Origin of the sequence: Natranaerobius thermophilus JW/NM-WN-LF, from assembly GCF_000020005.1 — a bacterium.
Classification (GTDB): domain Bacteria; phylum Bacillota; class Natranaerobiia; order Natranaerobiales; family Natranaerobiaceae; genus Natranaerobius; species Natranaerobius thermophilus.
In genome coordinates this window covers 2,256,557-2,274,146 of sequence record NC_010718.1, presented here as the reverse complement: position 1 = coordinate 2,274,146, position 17,590 = coordinate 2,256,557, and the positions used below count along the sequence as shown (strand labels likewise).

The following is a 17,590-nucleotide window of genomic DNA, read 5'->3' as shown; positions in this document are numbered from 1 at the left end:
GGGATTCGGGAGGAAGATTTGTTTAAAATCTTCTTCCCATGGACATCCCTGCTTAGATAAATCAGTAAAGGAGGACACTAAATGATTAGAGTAGATGAAGTGAAATGTAAAGGCTGTAAAGTATGTGAAAAGACCTGTCCAACAAATGCCGTAACAATTGAAAATAAATTAGCCGTTATTAATGAGAATTGTGTTGGTTGTAATGCCTGTGTGCGAGTATGTCCCTTTGATGCCATGACTAAGGTGGCTGATGAGAGAGAAGGAGTATTAGTTTGTACTTCCTGTCCAATCGGATGTAGTATTCCTCCAACTAAAATAGGTGCTTGTGGAAGATATGAAAATCGGGATGGTAATTTAGTTAGAAATCGAAATTTAGTTATTGACCCGGATAGTGACAATAATGAAGGTGGTACTGCAAAAGGCAAATTTAAGCCATTAATTACGGCTGTGGGAAGTGGCAGTACTTATCCTTGCTTTAAACCAGCACCTTTTATTATTCAAGAAAAAATTGATGGCTGTGATGTAGTTACCTCTGTAACAGAAGCTCCTCTTAGTTACAGTGGAGCTAAGGTAAAAATAGATACTAATATGTATATTGGAGAAGAAGGAGCAAAAGTTAAACGTGATGGTAAAGTAGTAGGCATGGTCACAACAGAAGAGTACGGTTCGAAAATGTTAACTATAGGTGGAGTTAATCTGTTAAGCGGAAGTAATGATGGATTTTTGGTAGCTAAAACCGTTGTTGATTTAACTAATGGAAAACAGGTTAAACTAAAAGTGGAAAATGGAAGTACCTTGGAAATACAACAAGGAGAGATACCTGTAATCGATGGCAAGACAGATACTCTTATGAGAGTAGGCTGTGGAAGCGCAACTATTGGCTTGTTTGGGAAAACTTTAGGAGATGTGGTTGATGAAGCGATAATTTTAGATGCTCATGTTATCGGTTTGTTAACAGAGCATGCTGCAGGGAGAGAACTTGGATTAAAGTACAGCGGAGTCATTCCTCGTGGACGAAAAAGCACTAATGGAAGATACTTTGGTGAGCATGGTGATGGTATAGGTGGAACCGATATACATGAACCTAAAGAGGCTGTAGCAGAATTAGATATGAACTATGCAAGACCTGGTATGAAAGTTTTGGTAACTGAAACAACCGGACAAACCGCTGCATTGTTGGAAGTTACTGCCCAGGGCACAGTAGAGGATATACCCATGACTAACGAAGTTGCTCAAGCTGTAAAAGCTATTGAGGATACCTGTGAAAAATCAAATGTTTCTATAATATACACTGGTGGTACTGGCGGTAGTGCGAGAGGTGGAGTGACTACGATCCCTAAGAAGTTAACAGAAGCTATTCACAATGGTGAAGTCACTTTAACTATTGGAGGAGCACCTACCTTTGTTCTTCCTGGTGGCGGTATAAACTTCATGGCAGATGCTTCTAAAATGGCTTCGGACCCAATAACCTGGGTACCTACTCCAGCTACCGTAGCACCTGTAGAATATACGATGACTCGAGACACTTTCGAAAAACTCGGAGGTCACACACACCATATCAAAACAAAAAAGGAATTGCTAAAGGAGCTGGACGAAAGCGAGGCTTAAGTGATGATTGAGTTCATGGAAGATGACCGTGTTTTTTTAAACTACGGTCCTATTCAAATGATTTTGGATATCAGTCATAAAAACAGTAAAGCTAATGATATAGCTAGAGAAGTAGCTGAAGAAATTAAACAGGAGTTTCTAGCTTTACAGAATGATTACGAAATACTAAAAACCACTGATATCCAAGATTTAAAAAAGTTGAGTGATGACAAAAGTTTTTCCATTGTGGCAAAAAAAATGATAACTGCTGTCCGAAGTACTGGCCTCAAGGAAATGACACCTTTATCTGCAGTGGCCGGTTCTTTTTCCGAACTTGCTGTAGAGCTAGCCATGGAAAAAGGAGCCCATAAGGCTATTGTCAATAACGGTGGAGATATTGCCCTAATGAGTAAATTTGACGAAGTGGTTAATGTAGGACTTCCTTTGTCTGACTGTGATGATAATAAGATACTCATTCCTGTTAATGCTAATAAAGGCATCTTCGGGATATGCACCAGTGGTCTTGGGGGGAGAAGTTTTACCAAAGGAATTGCTGATGCTGTGGTAGTGGTCAGTTCTTCTCCCCCTACCGCTGATGTATGTGCAACATATATAGCTAATGAAACCAATGTTGAAGATGAAAATATTTCACGCTGTAAAGCAAAAGAACTAGATTCAGGAACGGATATTCCCGAAGAACTAGTTACCATAGAAGTGGGAGAATTAGATAAGAAAAAAGTTTACAGAGCTCTACTGAATGGTCTAAACCAAGCAGAAAATTTAGTTGCTGACAAACTAATCCAAGGGGCAGTACTATCAGTAAAAAATGAAATTACCATGTTTCCCGAAAATCTAGCTAAATTAACATAAAGGAGCATTCCTGTAATGAATTAAAATGAAGATTGATAAAAAAAGTACCTCCTGCTAATATACGAGGTGTCGCTACACCTAGAAATGACGACCCTTAATTTAAGCAGAGGAGGTACTTACCATGAAGTATACCCAAAATGAGAGAATTAATCAAGTAAAAGAGTCAAGTTTGATTATCGGAGTAGACATTGCAAAAGCAGAACACGTAGCAAGAGCTCAGGATTTTCGGGGTGTGGAGTTTTCGAAACCAATCACCTTTGAAAACACCAGGAAAGGTTTTAAGAAGTTTTTAAGTTGGCTAGAGGTAATCAAACAAGAACAAGCAAAAGAAGAAGTCTTAGTAGGTATGGAACCTACTGGCCAATACTGGCTGACTCTAGCTCAATTTTTAAAGCAAACAGGTATCCAAACTATTTTAGTAAATCCAAATCACGTAAAAAAGAGCAAAGAACTAGACGACAACTCACCAACTAAAAATGATATTAAAGATGCAAAAGTGATAGCACAGTTAGTAAAAGATGGCCGTTACTCAGTACCCAATATCCCTACAGGAATATATGCAGAACTACGGAATGGGATGAATTTGCGAGATCGGCTAACAGATGACTTAAGGCGTGTAAAAGGTAGGATAGACAATTGGTTAGATCGTTACTTCCCAGAATTCAGCACAGTGTTTAAGAACTGGGATGGAAAAGCAGCACTATTAACCCTAAAAAATTTCCCTTTACCAAAAGAAATATTAGGTCATAGTGAAGAAGAGATAGTAAGTTGCTGGAAACGAGAAGTGAATCGAGCAGTAGGTAAAAAAAGAGCAAGAAAGCTGAAAGAAGCAGCCAAGAATAGTACTGGTATAACAGAAGGCGAAATAATGGCAAGACAAGAATTGAAAACCCTATTGTCGCAGTATGACGCTTTAATAGAAGAGTTAGAACAAGTACTTGTTCAGATAGAAAATATTTTAAAAGAAATTCCAGGAGCAGAAGAAATGATGAGTATTCCTGGAGTAGGGATGGTAACAGTGGCAGGATTTTTGGCTGAAGTGGGTGATCTTTCTAATTATCAACATCCAAATCAAATTAAGAAGCTGGCAGGCTTAAATCTAAAAGAGAACAGTTCAGGTAAGCACAAAGGTGAAACCAAGATAACCAAACGAGGTCGACCTCGTTTGAGAGGACTCTTATATCGCTGCGTGATTCCATTAGTAGCCAAGAATCCTGAATTTAAGTTATTACACGATTATTATACCACAAGGCCAGAAAATCCCTTAAAAAAGAAACAATCGCTTGTAGCATTAGCGTGTAGATTGATCAGAGTTTTGTTTGCCCTAGGTACCAAAAAGACACCTTATAATGGCAGGATGATGTTAAAGAACAGTTCATTAAATTTATTGCAGGATGCTGCATAAGCAGCCAAATTGGAGTCTTAAGAATTTATACTACATCCACAAAAGGAGCACGGAGAAGCCAGTCATAATAATCCATTCGGGCATTGACCCTGCTAAGGAGCAAAACTGGCCTCCACCCTTGGCTAGGTAGAACGAAGGAATTTATAAGGGCCATAATGGACCCAGTGAGATATGGGAGGTAAAACCACCAAGGAACAAGTGGAGATCCATTAAATGTGCCACCATATTTTGCCAGGAACAACCCTTATTTAAAGGCACTCCTGTTTTACAAAAATTTCATTATATGAAATTTTCTTCCTAGTCCTTAAAATGGATGGTAGTGAAATCTTGAGAATGAGTGAGTATATTGAAGAAATAATTAATTTATAGAGGGAGGTTTTATCATGGATATGGAAGTTAGAAAATTTTATGTAGTAACAGAAGAAATTAACAAAGACGGCACTAAGGAAACCGATGAAGTTAATAAGAAAGTTGCTGCAGCTGCAGTGCTTAAAAACCCGTATGTAGGTGAATTTAAAGAAGACTTGACTCAATTGGCTGAATGGAGCGAAGAATTGGCTGTTACTTTGACACAGAAAGCGCTACGTGCTGCTGGTATCAAATACGATGAAGTAGAGAACTATGGTAAAGCAGCCATTGTAGGAGGCGGTGGAGAGCTAGAGCATGCAGCTGCATGTTTGCACCCGAAACTGGGCAAACCCTTCAGAAATGAAATTGGTGGAGGAAAATCTATAATTCCCTCTGCAAAGAAAATGGGATATCCAGGCTGTGCTATAGATGTACCCCTACATCACAAAGATGCTGCTTATGTGAGATCACATTATGATGCTATTGAATGCCGTGTGCCTGATGCCCCAAGAGATGACGAAATAGTATTGATAGTAGCAGTTAGCAATTGTGGAAGACCTCATCCTAGAATTGGCGGTTTACAAAAGGATGAAATTGAAGGAAAAGATGGTTTGAGATAGTTAAAAATTAAGAGGTTTATTAAAGTGTGAAACCACAAAACTTAAAAGGCGGGTTATGAACCCGCTTTTTAAGCATACAGCTTTTATAATGACTCTTAGAAGTTTCTGTTGATCAGGTTTTAAAACAGTGATAGTAAAACAGTAAGAGGAGGTATATACATGTCAACTTTAGCTATCAAAAACATTGGCAAGTTAATTACAGGTGATCTTAATAATCCTGTGTCGGAACATGATACAATTATTGTAGTTAACGGAAAGATAAAAGAAATAGGTGGAACAGAGTTATTGAATAACTACGACTTGGATAAAGTTGTTGATGCCAAGGGTACTACAGTAGCTCCTGGTTTGATCGATTCTCATGCTCATCCTGTTTTGGGAGATTTTACTCCTAGGCAAAAAACCATGGGTTTTATTGAAAGTTCACTTCACGGCGGTGTTTCAACAATGATTTCCGCAGGTGAACCACATACTCCAGGTAGGCCTAAAGGGGACAAAGAAGGTGCTAAATCCTTGGCTAAGTTAGTTCATAAAAGCTTTAACAATTTAAGGCCCGGTGGTGTAAAAGTTCACGGTGGAGCTTTAATTTTAGAAAAAGGATTAACTGAAGAAGATTTTAAAGAAGTGACTCGTGAAGGCGTTTGGCTAGTAGGAGAAGTAGGTCTTGGCACAGTAAAGGATCCAGAAGAAGCTGCACCCATGATTGAAATGGCTAAAAACTACGGTATGAAGGTGATGATGCATACTGGCGGGACTTCTATTCCCGGTAGTAGTAATGTAGGGTATGAAGATGTCATCAATGCAAAACCTACGGTGGTATCTCATTTAAATGGCGGGCCGACTTCTATTCCCTTTGATGACGTAAAAAAACTTATCGATAATTCCGACATAACTTTAGAACTTGTTCATAATGGCAATCCCAAAATAATGAAGCAAGCAGCAGAGTATGCCATGGAAAAGGATTGTCTTGATAGATTTATAATTGGTAATGATGCTCCTTCAGGAACGGGAGTAATAGTTCTCAGTATAATAAGAGTGATTTCATTTTTATCATCTGTTGCTGGTATTCCTCCAGAAAAGGCCATTTGCATGGCTACAGGAAATACATCCAAAGTTTATGATTTAAATGTTGGTTTAATTGAAAAAGGCAGAGAGGCAGACTTTGTAATTATGGATGCTCCTATGGGATCGGTGGGTGAAGATAGTTTGACTGCATTCCAAGAAGGAGATCTACCAGGTGTATCAATGGTGATAGTTGATGGTGAAGTGATGTTTACCAAGAGTAGAAACACTCCACCAGCCGTTAGAATGGCTGAAGTTCAATAGTCAGATAAAAAAAGGGAGCCTTCTTGGCTCCCTTTGTACTTTACATCAAAGTTCTATATAGGTCTATTCAGGTGCTAAAAAGGACTATTCAGGAAAATTACTAGGTGAAAGTAAGGATGATCGCAAATTAAATTCTTGTATATTTTTAATTTTGTTGTTTTTAAGGACCTGCCGGGATATCCCGGCAGGTTATAATTAGCTTGACGTATTAGATAGTTTATCCAGATTTAGTGAATATCTAATGCTTCAGTGGTGTTGACAATGCCGTTTCCGTAGTAAAATGGATCTCCCAGTTCATCAGCTGTGTCATTCATGCGATCTCGTACTTCTGCTGGAGAAGTATATACTCCCTGATCCATCAATAATGCCGCTACTCCGGCAATATGAGGAGATGCCATTGATGTTCCATCATATTCATCATAATCATTACCAGGTACAGTACTTAATACATCAACTCCAGGAGCCATTATTTCTAGATTGTCTCCTACACTGGAAAAGTTAGCTCTATCATTGTTTTGGTCTGTAGCTCCAACTGCAATAACAGAATCGTAATTAGCAGGATAATTGATGGTGTCAGGATCCCACCACCAGCCTTCACCATCATTTCCTGCGGCAGCTACTACAAGTATATCTTCTTGATAATAAGCTTCATCACAGACATCTTCTAAAGCAGTGCTATATTGAGACATTCCCAGACTCATGTTAATTATATCCATATCATTGTTAATTGCCCATTCGATACCTGCTACAATGTCACTAGTAGTACCGCTACCATCATCGTCAAGGACCTTTCCGGCAAATAGATTTGCATCAGGGGCTACACCTACAACACCAGAATTATTATCTAATGCTGCTACAGTTCCTGCAACATGGGTACCGTGTCCGTTATAGTCCATGTAATCACCGCCGTCAACTGTGTTAACACCATCTACAACTTCCAGGTCTTGGTGTCCGTAGTCAATTCCTGTATCTAATATAGCTACATCAATACCAGTACCTGTTGCTTCATCCCAAGCTTGATCAGCGTTAATCTGTTCTATACCCCAAGGAATAGTTTGTAATGTTTGGGCTTCGTAATCGGGCTCAACATAATCAATTCCTTCTGCATTTTCCATACCTTGAACAGCTGGTTCAGGAATCTTTGCGGAAACTGCATTGATTATCTCAAATTCCTGATCAATTTCACCTTTCGCTTCGTCGATTATTTCTAATTCAGCTTGACCTGGTCTGTCTTCAAACCCAATGATAACTTCTTTGAAATCGTGCTCACTTTCAGGCTGAGCGAAGGCACCACCTTGAATCACTAAAAACGCAAACAAAATACAGACAACTTTAAACATAGTAAATGACCTCCTTAAAAATTTTTCAAAGCTACACTTAAACAATTTAACTACACTCACCTAACAATTATCTACACTTACTTGGGGACTGGTTTTAAAATATTTTGTAATCCCTCCTTTCTAAAAAAAGAATTTATTTATGATTTTGTGTTTGTCTTATTAGAAAGATACCTGGCAAAAACCTGCATAAATTTGTGAATAGTCTGAAAATTACCTCGATAGAAGGAATACAAACTTGAGTGGAAGTTAATCCGTTCAATCGAAGAGTTCAACTATCAACAACGGAGTATAAAAGAGTCTTTAATTCAAATCATGAAAAATAAATGGACAATCACAATCAAATAAAGGACTTTCAAGGTAAGAATTGAACTATTTAGAATTACTGCTAGGATGATAGACTTATAAGATAGAAATTTTTATTACATTTTATTAAATAGTTTTAGAGGGGAAATACGGGGGATTTCTATAACACCTAAGGAGAGTGAAAGGTGTGAAACTGTTAATCTTAGAGGACGAAAATTTTACAAGAAAATATTTAAAGGAATTAGTTCAAAGAAATAAAAATATTGATGAGGTCTATGCTACCGGAGATGTTAACGAGGCACTAGAAATTGTAGGGTCAGAATTACCTCAAATAGGTTTAATAGACATAGAACTGCCTGAACAATACATTAATGGCCTGGAAGCCTCTCGGACTGCCCAACAAATAAACCCGGAAATGGAATTTATATTTGTAACTGCTTATTCTCAATACGCTTTAAAATCCTTTGAAGTCCATCCATATGACTATTTTGTTAAACCAGTAGGAGAAGAAAATTTATTAGAATCAGTTAACAATATAGTGGAAAGGATTAAAGCTAATTTAAGTTACAAAAAATTAATTTTGGATGAACCAGGTGAAGTATTACAGATTCCAATGCATAAAATTCTATTTTTGGAAAAAATAAAAGAGCAGAAAAAAGTAAGTATATACTTAGAAGACGACGAAGTTTATCAAGTATCAAAGACATTAAATGAACTTGAAGAAATGTTAGATATCAATTTTGTCAGGTCTCACCGTTCTTATATCGTAAACAAACACAAAATTAGAAAAATTACAGCAATTTCACAAAAATTTTACGAGGCTTATTTTGAAAACTTTGACAAAACAGCTTTGGTAAGCCGTTACAGATTAGATCTATTAAAGAAAAGCTTGTCAGAGACTTAGACCATAAAAAAACCGGGGCTCCCCGGTTTTTTTATGGTATCATATTTAACCCAAATCTTCTTCATCTGGATCGATGCCTGCCATTTTCATTAGATAAATAGCATTAGTAGTAGGAGCCAACCCAGGTCTCAAAATATAATCAAAGTAAATTTCACCATTTTGATAGTACTCTCTGAAATGGTAATTTTTTATACTTGTGTTTTGACTCTCCAGGGCACCTAATTCTAGATCGTGTGTTGAAACAAGGCCCAGGGCACCTTCTGATTGTAATTTTTTAATTACAGCTCTAGCACCAGTATGTCGGTCACGAGAATTAGTCCCTTTAAAAATCTCGTCTAATAAATAAAAAACTGGTATCTGTTCAGCACTTTTAACTATATGTTTAATTCTAAGTAGTTCGGCATAAAAAGAAGATAAATTCTTTTCTAAATTATCGCTAACTCTCATACATGTATAAATTTTCATTAATGACGCCTGCATAGTATTTGCACAAACGGGAGCACCCAAATATGCTAGTACCAGATTGATTCCAGCTGTTCTGAGTAAAGTACTTTTACCAGACATATTGGAACCCGTAATTAGTAAACTATTTGTACTTGAACCCATATCAATATCGTTGCAAACTCGATGTTCTGTTAATAAAGGGTGGCCTATTTGTTCGGCCTGAAATAGACCAGGTTCTGCTGTGATCTCAGGTTGAGCCCAATCAGGATGATCACATGGAATTATCGCTAAACTACTCAGGGCTTCAAAATCTCCCAAAATATCAAACCATTGTTCAAGCTCATCTCCTGATTGATGTTTCCAATGTTCTAAAGAAATTTGCCATCGATAATCCAATAGAAATAAGATATTAAATATAATATAAAACTGGCCTGAGCGATGCGAAATGAATTCCATTATCTCGTCAAGGAGCTTTAGACGATCCGAAGCATTTGTCCCCGTTTTGGAATTTAATATTGTATCCTGTAGTTTTGTTAACATACTTCCATGAAATTGTTCTGTTTCTATGGCTGTTAAAATATCTTTGTAAGCCGACAATTTTTCATTAAAGCCTGAGATCAAGCTGAACTCGCTAATGCGATTAGAGTAATCATAAGTAAGGATCAATATGTGTAGTGCAATCATAATTATAGGAAAAATATAAGTGACTCCAGTCATAATTGCTGCGATTATAAAACTTAGAGTTATTAAGGGTAGTAGATTCACGATCACCTTAAGCCAAGTTTTTAAATAAAAGGGGTTTTGTGTTTTTGCCCATGATATTAAATTAAGGGGATCAACTTGGAGTTCTTTGTTATTGCGGTGTTCGTATTCGGGTTGTTTCCCTAAAGCTTCTAAATGTTGACGCCAATGGAGTTTCTCGGCTAATTCCTGAATGGACCTTTGCCTTGCTTGTATCTCTTCTATCTTATTACATGGTTGTGTTAACATGGTCTTTAATTTATGCCTTCCCGAAAAGGTAGTAGTGGTATTTATCCACTGGAAAAGGGAATTTTGTCCGAAGATATCTAGATCTTCTGCATAGGGATGATCATGGTCTAAAAATTCATTACCAGTATCCTCAAAACTATTCCAACTCCCCTTTAATCTGATAAGAGAACGCTCATTAATATCGGCAAGGGCCCAGGCATAATTTCGCTTATTTGTTAATACACGATATCTGATGACCAGAAATATGAAAATTGTTGTAAAAATGATTAGAGAGAAAAAACTGACTACATAATTCCCAATATAAAACAAATAGCCAGTTAACCCAATACCTAAAACAACGGTTAGTAACCTTAAATTAGATATTAGATTCATTTTGTTAGAAAGTGCTTTTGATTCACTTGCGAATTGTTCTTTACGTGCTTTGTATCTACTTTTAATACTATTGGCTTCGGATCTGTTATTGACACTGCTGTAATTAGCTGACATAAGACCTTCCTTTCTGTTAGATAATCTAAAAATTAATCTAAATAGTATGCTTTTTCTTTTCCTTCCCTTAATTCTACTAGTTTGTCCAAAAAAATACCAGCTATTAAAGGTTTTTTTTAATATAACTAGAAATAATTACTAGTAGTTATTGTTTTAAATAAACCTAAATTCAAGTAATAAAGGGGGCTTATAAATTGAGTCAAGATAATAAGAACAGTTCAACAAAAAAACAGCAACTGGAGTCTCACAAGAAAGTGACTCCGCGTGTGCTTATCAGTAGATGTTTAGGATTTGCCCCTTGCAGATTTGATGGAAGCATGTTCCGAGAGAATTTGATTGATCAATTACAGGGCTTTGTTAAGTTCGTACCGGTATGCCCTGAGGAAGAACTGGGTTTAGGAACACCCCGTAAGACATTGAGACTATATGAATCACGAGAGGGTCATGGCTTGTATCAACAAGACACGGGTTCAGATTTGACCCAGGAGATGAAAGACTTCGCTTATGATTATCTCTCTACTGTAGATAACTTACAAGGAGCAATTCTTAAAACTAGATCTCCATCATGTGCTTTGAAAGATGCCAAAATTTATGCTGAGAAAACCAGTAACATCACCTCTAAAAGAGGGGCTGGACTATTTAGTGAATGTTTATTAGAACAATGGCCCAACCTTCCTGTTGAAGATGAAGGCCGGTTGAAAAATCGTATCATAAGAGAGAACTTCTTAACTAAAATCTTTAGCCTGGCAAGATTTGCAGAGATTAAATCCAGTGAATTAGTCAAAGAATTAATTAAATTTCATGCTGACCATAAATTTTTATTTATGTCTTATAACGAAAGTGTTAAAAATGAGTTAGGTCGTCTTTTGGCAAATCAAGATAACTATTCTACTAAGGAACTATTTTCAGAATATGAAACTCTACTCTATAAGATGTTTCAGGGAGAAAATACTCCAGGTCGTAAAGTCAATGTACTCATGCATATAATGGGCTTTTTCAAGGATGAAGCTAGTAGTGATGAAAAATCATTTCTGCTCGATACTATTGAAAAATATCGTGAAAATCAACTGCCATTATCTGTCCCAATAAATATATTTAGATCTTGGGCTATTAAATACGAGCAAAGCTATCTCTTGAGTCAGTATTTTTTTGCCCCTTTTCCAGAAGAATTGATTAGTTTGGAGGACTCTGGCAAGTCTTCTAGACCCAAGTAGCCACATATTGGTCAGGTTTGCCATTTCTCTTTAATGCATTAACTCCCATATACCTTACTTTCCCAAAAATTTGCCTCTCTTGGAATGGTCGGTCGTGTTTGCCAAAACACCATAATATATTGGCGTAACCATTGGGATCACGACCGTCTAGGGCATATTTGTCATTCAAGTGACAGAGGGTATTATGAGCTTCTTCTGGCGTTTGGGACCACTCTATGATCTTTTTCCCCCAGTACATACGGATATAATTATGAATTGTTCCCCTGGACATAAGTTCTTTTTGGGCTGCATTAAAGTATTTATCATGTGTGTTAGCGGCTTCTATTTCTTCTAAGGTATAAAAGTTATTTCGCGGGTCATTGCGGTGTTCATTTAGAGTTTTTATAGACCACTGAGGCAGTGGTGATAAAGTAAGATAATTAATATTTTTCTCAATCAGGTTAAGGCTCAACTCTCTTCTGACTATTAATTGTTCTAGAAATTCATGATTATAATCTTGGGTAAATTTAAGTACTTCTAGTGCGATAAATAAAGGTGAAATTTGGCCAAAATGTAAATAAGGGCTTAATTTTGAAGTGGCCTGAACACTAGGGTCATTCTTTTTTTGAATATAGAGCTCCAAACCTTTTCCTTGGTTCAAAAACCCGGATAATTGTTCTAGAGCTTGATTTTCTCCTCCTTTAATATCTGTTACGGGTTGTACTTCTCGATGGATGTCTAATTCCTCTAGAATTTCGGAAGCACTTTTAGTATAAATATCTATATCATTATATTGTTCTAGATTTGTTATCTCAAAGGAATTAAAATTTGGATTCCTTGAAATCAAAGGAGTGAGGAAAATGTCAAGCATTTTTAAGAGCTTTTTTCGCAATGTATAGGCAGCATACTCTTCTTTCGAAGAGGCTGTATTCACCGGTATAACGGCGTCGGTTTCAATTTGGTGAATAGGACAGCTTAACTGATGTGAGAGTATTTCTTTCCAGTCCTTTTCAAATTTAAGATACCCCTTGTCAACTACAATCATAGAAGCATCTTTTGCTAATTCAATTGCCCCATAAGGAGGAAAAGTTCTCTTTATAATCATTTTGATATTTCTTTTCGCCAAGTTTTCGGCGACATCCTGTAATCCTTGAAGCATGAACTGAAAATGTCTTGAACTAGCATAAGGAAATTGTTCGTACAAGCCAAAATAAACGATCAGGGGTAAGTTGAGCTTGTTGGCCTGTTCGATAGCATATTCAAGTGCATGATTGTAATGAGTTCGTTGTGCTTTTTGCATCCAGTAGAGTACGTATTTTCCTTCTTGAGCTGGTGTTTGTACTTCTTGGAGGATTTCTATTCTTTCTTTATGAATCATTAAGCTCACTCCTTAAATTAATAAAAATTTACTAGTTTTGGCATTTTGTATATATGTTATATGTTCTAGCAAAAGTTTAACAAACCCTCGTTGATAATTGTCGAAATTTCTCAAAAAATGATAATTAAGTCCTAATGCAATTTCGAGAAACTTTGTTAAAATAGTAACATCGGGGAATTAAAATAAGATAGCTTGTTATCGGGGCAAACCTAATGAAAGTTAGGGACGCAAAGCCATGGGTCTAAGGCACTTTATTGTATATATAATTAAATTGCTAGGACTGCCAGGCTGCCGCAGGATAACCTAAAAAAATCAAGTTTATCTTGCGATACTATAACTTGTTTAGGACTTTTTTAGTAATAAAGTTTGTAAGCTTGTCCATACATGTATATAAAAATTAGCCCCGCTTACCGGGGCTTTTTAATTATCTAATAATTATAATGGTTTAACTATCTAGTCTAGCAATCAGATTAAGTATCTGAAGGAGGTTTTGATTTGAGAAGGGTACATGTAGAAGATATTGAAAATGGAATGGTATTAGCTAGACCCGTATACAGTAGCAATGGAACCAGACTGTTACAAGAAGGGGCTACCTTAAAAGAGAAATACATACCTAAAATCAAAGAATTAGGATACAATGCTGTTTATATACAGGATGAGCTTTTAGAAGATGTAGAAGTTAACGATCTGATTAATGAAGAATTGAAACGTGAGGCAGTAGAAGAAATTAAAGACACCTTTAAAAAAGTGGATAATAAAGTTTCCTTAGAAAATCAAGTTGATGATATAAAAAGTGTATTGAATAAAATAATGGAAGATGTCTTAGATCGTAAAAATTCTATAGTGGATATTATTGACATGAAAATGTATAATGAATACTTATTTCATCATTCAGTAAATGTGGCTATTTTATCAATGATTGTGGGAATGTCCATGGGATTTAATTCATATGATTTATACAAGCTGGGTTTAGGTGCTCTTCTGCATGATGTCGGAAAACTGGAAATATCCAATGATATATTAAACAAGGAAGGGAAACTGACAGAAGAAGAATATGAACAGGTAAAAACCCATTCTCAACAAGGTTACGAAAAATTAAAAGACCAAGAACAAATCCCATCTACTGCTAAAATTGTAATTTTGCAACATCATGAGAGATATAATGGGGAAGGGTATCCCAATGGAAAAGCAGGAGAAGATATCCACGTATTCAGTCGCATAGTCAGTGTAGTTGATGTCTTTGATGCCTTGATATCTGATAGACCTTATAGAAAAGGAGTTGTTCCTTCAGAAGCTATGGAGTATATTCTAGGAGGAGCGGGTTCGTTATTTGATAAACGAGTAGTAGGACACTTTTTCAAAAAAGTGGCTGCTTTTCCTGTAGGTTCCGAAGTTGTTTTAAATGACGGAAGGCAAGGCTTAGTTATTGAAAACTTTGAAAGCTATAGCTTGCGCCCTAGGGTAAGAATTATTAAGGAAAAGGGACAAGATATTCAGCCTTACGATATCGATTTGCGTGAAACTAAATATAACAAAGTAACTATTGTAAAGGTTGCTGAAGGTGAAGCTGAACAATCTAATTTTAGTCAAGAAGCTACCGGATGATGATAATTATTTTAGACCTGGAGTTTAGCCCTGTTAAGGCCAAACATCCAGGTTTTTTTATACTTTCTAGGCGAACAGGAGTTTGCTATAATTGAGTAAGTAAGGATGTTTAATCCAGGAGGGGTTGTGGTTTTGATTTCTCATCTAAACTATCATGTTGAAGAGCTGTTTCGAAAATTAAATGATTCACAAAAGCAGGCTGTAAATCAAATAGAAGGTTCTCTTTTGGTTACTGCACCTGTAGGTACAGGGAAAACAAGTGTTATAAGCCTTAGAGCTGCCAATGCTATTGTAAATGGTTTTGATCCCAACAAGATTTTATGCCTTACTTTTACAAATCGTGCTGCTAGGGAAATGAAGGAAAGAATCATTCAGGATTTAGGTCCAAGGGCACAAAATACAACTATAAAAACATTTCATGCTTTATGTGCTGAGATTATACGAATAGAATCAGATATTTTGGGAATTCCAGCTGATTTTAATATATTTGATGAAGAAGATGCCAAGACAATTTTAAATGACGTTATAAAGACCAAAGACTTTCAAATTGCCAGTACTGATGCCAAAAGATTTATTAATTTTATGATGAATTATATTGCTCGAGTAAAAGCAGCAAATGTAGATGTGGAAAAAATAAATGTTAATAACCCATTGGGAGAACAGGACAAGATGGATCAATTGTTTAGGGAAAGATTATCAGAAGCATATTTTAAAAACACGAGCAAAGATCAAGATTTCAAACACAAAGAGATATTTCGTGAATACAATCGGCTTCTTTCCGAAAACCATGCCCTGGACTTTTCGGATCTAATATTTTATGTGGACAGGCTCTTCAGTGAGAGGACAGATGCTAAAACACGATGGCAAGATAAATTTGAGTTTGTACAGGTTGATGAAGTACAAGATACTAGCTATCAGGAATATGGGATTATTTCTGAATTGAGTCAAAAACATAAAAATTTATCTTTATTTGGAGATATTCAGCAAACTGTCTATGAATGGAGAGGGTCTGCACCCAATCAAGTGATGGAAAATTTTAAGTCTGAATTTTCTCCTGTAACAGAAATTAACTTAAATGTTAACTACCGTTCCACCCGAAATATTTTGAGGGCTTGTTACTGTGTAGCCAGTAAGTACAAAGGAGATTCTTTGGATATTTGGCCTGAAGCACAAGTAGAAGGTGAAAAAACCGGGATTATTAAAGGTGCCCATCGGCAACAAGAAGTAGAGTTAATAGCAGATCAAATTTTTAGATTGGTTCGGGAGCAAGGGTTTAAATTTCAAGATATTGCCTTATTGACCAGGACAAATCAAGTTAATCACTTGATTTCCCAAGAACTAGCTAAAAACCAGATACCTCACTTTACTGTAGATAGTTATAAGTTCTTTAGAAGATCTGAAATAAAGGATGCCATGGCGTACTTGAGATTATTGTTTAACAAACACGACAGTAATAGTTTGAGAAGAATTTTGCAAAAACCTGCCCGAGGTATTGGTGAAAAAACAATAGAAACACTCTTAAATATTCCATCTGATGTTGGCCTCAAGTTAGTAGATTTTGCCAATACATCAACTTTAAAATACAGAGATCCCTTTGCCCGATTAGTAAATAAATTTGAACAAAATAAATTAGTTGTTTTTGATGTTGAAACAACAGGTCTAGATACTACAAAGGATGAAATTATTGAATTAGCAGCTTTAAAGGCAGGGAAAGATGGTGTGGTTGATGAATTTCATGAATATTTACGAAACTCCAAGCCCGTTGGTGAATCATTCCAGGTTCACGGCATCTCAGATCAAGTCTTATTAGAGCAAGGTAAACCTCCGGAGAAGTCTCTGGCTTCTTTTACTAATTTTATAGATGATTGTGACCTGGTAGGACATAATGTCAATTACGATATAACAATGGTAGAGAATCAGTGTAAAAAACTTTTAAATCAGGATTTGGAGCTACACGGCTATGATACTGTGGATATATCTCGTCGTTATTTTCCTAGATTGGAAAAGTATAACTTAGAAAGTCTCTGTGAAGATTTACAAATTTCTAGTAAACCGACTCATAGAGCTATGGATGATGTAGAAGCCACTTTTGAACTACTGCAGATCTTGTTAGAGAAAATCAAGCCCGGAATTGAAAAACGAAAAGAATATGTCAATAGTTATGGAGATAAATTTGCCAACCTGGCTATAGCCTTAAATTCCTGGCGCAGAAAAACCTTGACTATGCGCCCTCCAGAACTACTTTCCCATGTCATCCAAGAATCCGGGTTGGCTGATTATTGGAAAAAAGATAAGCAACGAATTAATAACCTTAAAGAGTTAGTGTCAATTTTTGACTATTTTGATGACGAGACTCTATCTCCCAATATGTCGTTAAAGAATATTTTAGAATATGTATCTTTGGGAAGTGACTCTGACAGGCATGTCTTGGACCAGGATAAAGTGGCATTACTAACTGTTCATCAGGCAAAAGGTTTAGAATTTGATGCGGTATTTATAGCTTCTGCCGATGACAATAATTTTCCCTACTTTAGAAACAAAAAACTTGGCAATATCGATGAAGAACATAGATTGTTTTATGTAGCTATGACTAGGGCTAAACAAGCTTTATTTATTAGCTGGGCTAGTAAAGATGAACATAGTTTTAATCAAGCCATCAGTCGATTTGCCAAATTAATACCTAAAAAATATCTAAATTTTATAAAGAGTGATTACGATAAACACTAGCAGAAAGCCCACACCACTACTTTAGCTGTGGGAAAATATAAAACTCCTAAATGTTTAAATTCCAAAG

At 36.3% G+C, this 17,590-nt stretch carries 12 protein-coding genes and 1 riboswitch; of the genes, 9 read left to right on the top strand and 3 right to left on the bottom strand.

Annotated features, from left to right (window positions below):
* Positions 1-81 precede the first annotated feature (81 nt).
* From NTHER_RS10920 to NTHER_RS10900, 5 genes are all read left to right on the top strand, one after another.
* The gene (locus NTHER_RS10920; RefSeq protein ID WP_012448568.1) at positions 82-1,608 is read left to right on the top strand and encodes a 4Fe-4S binding protein; all 1,527 of its coding nucleotides are present in this window, start codon (positions 82-84) and stop codon (positions 1,606-1,608) included.
* 3 nt (positions 1,609-1,611) lie between these two features.
* The gene (locus NTHER_RS10915) at positions 1,612-2,457 is read left to right on the top strand and encodes a UPF0280 family protein (RefSeq protein WP_012448567.1); all 846 of its coding nucleotides are present in this window, start codon (positions 1,612-1,614) and stop codon (positions 2,455-2,457) included.
* 121 nt (positions 2,458-2,578) lie between these two features.
* The gene (locus NTHER_RS10910) at positions 2,579-3,862 is read left to right on the top strand and encodes an IS110 family RNA-guided transposase (RefSeq protein ID WP_012446723.1); all 1,284 of its coding nucleotides are present in this window, start codon (positions 2,579-2,581) and stop codon (positions 3,860-3,862) included.
* A 383-nt stretch (positions 3,863-4,245) separates the two neighbouring features.
* Entirely contained in the window at positions 4,246-4,830 is a 585-nt protein-coding gene (locus NTHER_RS10905; RefSeq protein ID WP_012448566.1) for an amino acid synthesis family protein, read from the top strand.
* Between the two features lie 159 nt (positions 4,831-4,989).
* Positions 4,990-6,153: an amidohydrolase family protein gene (locus tag NTHER_RS10900; protein ID WP_012448565.1), complete on the top strand. Its 1,164-nt coding sequence runs from the start codon at positions 4,990-4,992 to the stop codon at positions 6,151-6,153.
* A 227-nt stretch (positions 6,154-6,380) separates the two neighbouring features.
* Here the strand turns inward: NTHER_RS10900 and NTHER_RS10895 are convergent, their stop codons facing one another.
* A complete protein-coding gene (locus NTHER_RS10895; protein WP_012448564.1) occupies positions 6,381-7,493 on the bottom strand; it encodes a S8 family peptidase in 1,113 nt (370 codons plus the stop codon).
* 490 nt (positions 7,494-7,983) lie between these two features.
* Between NTHER_RS10895 and NTHER_RS10890 the strand changes: the two genes are divergently transcribed.
* Positions 7,984-8,700, top strand: coding sequence for a LytR/AlgR family response regulator transcription factor (locus tag NTHER_RS10890; protein WP_012448563.1), 717 nt, complete (start codon positions 7,984-7,986; stop codon positions 8,698-8,700).
* A gap of 45 nt (positions 8,701-8,745) precedes the next feature.
* Here NTHER_RS10890 and NTHER_RS10885 read toward each other — a convergent pair whose 3' ends face one another.
* Positions 8,746-10,620, bottom strand: coding sequence for a MutS family DNA mismatch repair protein (locus NTHER_RS10885; RefSeq protein WP_012448562.1), 1,875 nt, complete (start codon positions 10,618-10,620; stop codon positions 8,746-8,748).
* Positions 10,621-10,814: 194 nt separating this feature from the next.
* On the opposite strand from NTHER_RS10885, the gene NTHER_RS10880 reads away from it, so the two are divergent.
* Positions 10,815-11,834 carry a YbgA family protein gene (locus tag NTHER_RS10880; RefSeq protein ID WP_012448561.1) on the top strand — a complete coding sequence of 340 codons (1,020 nt, stop codon included), beginning with the start codon at positions 10,815-10,817 and terminating at the stop codon, positions 11,832-11,834.
* On the opposite strand, the gene NTHER_RS10875 is transcribed toward NTHER_RS10880, so the two are convergent.
* The gene (locus NTHER_RS10875; RefSeq protein WP_012448560.1) at positions 11,821-13,191 is read right to left on the bottom strand and encodes a deoxyribodipyrimidine photo-lyase; all 1,371 of its coding nucleotides are present in this window, start codon (positions 13,189-13,191) and stop codon (positions 11,821-11,823) included. The two genes, NTHER_RS10880 and NTHER_RS10875, sit on opposite strands and share 14 nt — an antisense overlap.
* A gap of 192 nt (positions 13,192-13,383) precedes the next feature.
* Positions 13,384-13,487: riboswitch (cyclic di-GMP riboswitch) on the top strand.
* A gap of 199 nt (positions 13,488-13,686) precedes the next feature.
* Here NTHER_RS10875 and NTHER_RS10870 point away from each other — a divergent pair.
* Positions 13,687-14,796 carry an HD-GYP domain-containing protein gene (locus NTHER_RS10870; RefSeq protein ID WP_012448559.1) on the top strand — a complete coding sequence of 370 codons (1,110 nt, stop codon included), beginning with the start codon at positions 13,687-13,689 and terminating at the stop codon, positions 14,794-14,796.
* Between the two features lie 132 nt (positions 14,797-14,928).
* A complete protein-coding gene (locus tag NTHER_RS10865) occupies positions 14,929-17,523 on the top strand; it encodes a 3'-5' exonuclease (RefSeq protein ID WP_012448558.1) in 2,595 nt (864 codons plus the stop codon).
* The last annotated feature ends 67 nt before the right edge of the window (positions 17,524-17,590 follow it).

Coding starts and splice junctions, on each gene's coding strand:
- NTHER_RS10920 (WP_012448568.1), top strand. CDS start 82: ATGATTAGAGTAGATGAAGTGAAATGTAAAGGCTGTAAAGTATGTGAA.
- NTHER_RS10915 (WP_012448567.1), top strand. CDS start 1,612: ATGATTGAGTTCATGGAAGATGACCGTGTTTTTTTAAACTACGGTCCT.
- NTHER_RS10910 (WP_012446723.1), top strand. CDS start 2,579: ATGAAGTATACCCAAAATGAGAGAATTAATCAAGTAAAAGAGTCAAGT.
- NTHER_RS10905 (WP_012448566.1), top strand. CDS start 4,246: ATGGATATGGAAGTTAGAAAATTTTATGTAGTAACAGAAGAAATTAAC.
- NTHER_RS10900 (WP_012448565.1), top strand. CDS start 4,990: ATGTCAACTTTAGCTATCAAAAACATTGGCAAGTTAATTACAGGTGAT.
- NTHER_RS10895 (WP_012448564.1), bottom strand. CDS start 7,493: ATGTTTAAAGTTGTCTGTATTTTGTTTGCGTTTTTAGTGATTCAAGGT.
- NTHER_RS10885 (WP_012448562.1), bottom strand. CDS start 10,620: ATGTCAGCTAATTACAGCAGTGTCAATAACAGATCCGAAGCCAATAGT.
- NTHER_RS10875 (WP_012448560.1), bottom strand. CDS start 13,191: ATGATTCATAAAGAAAGAATAGAAATCCTCCAAGAAGTACAAACACCA.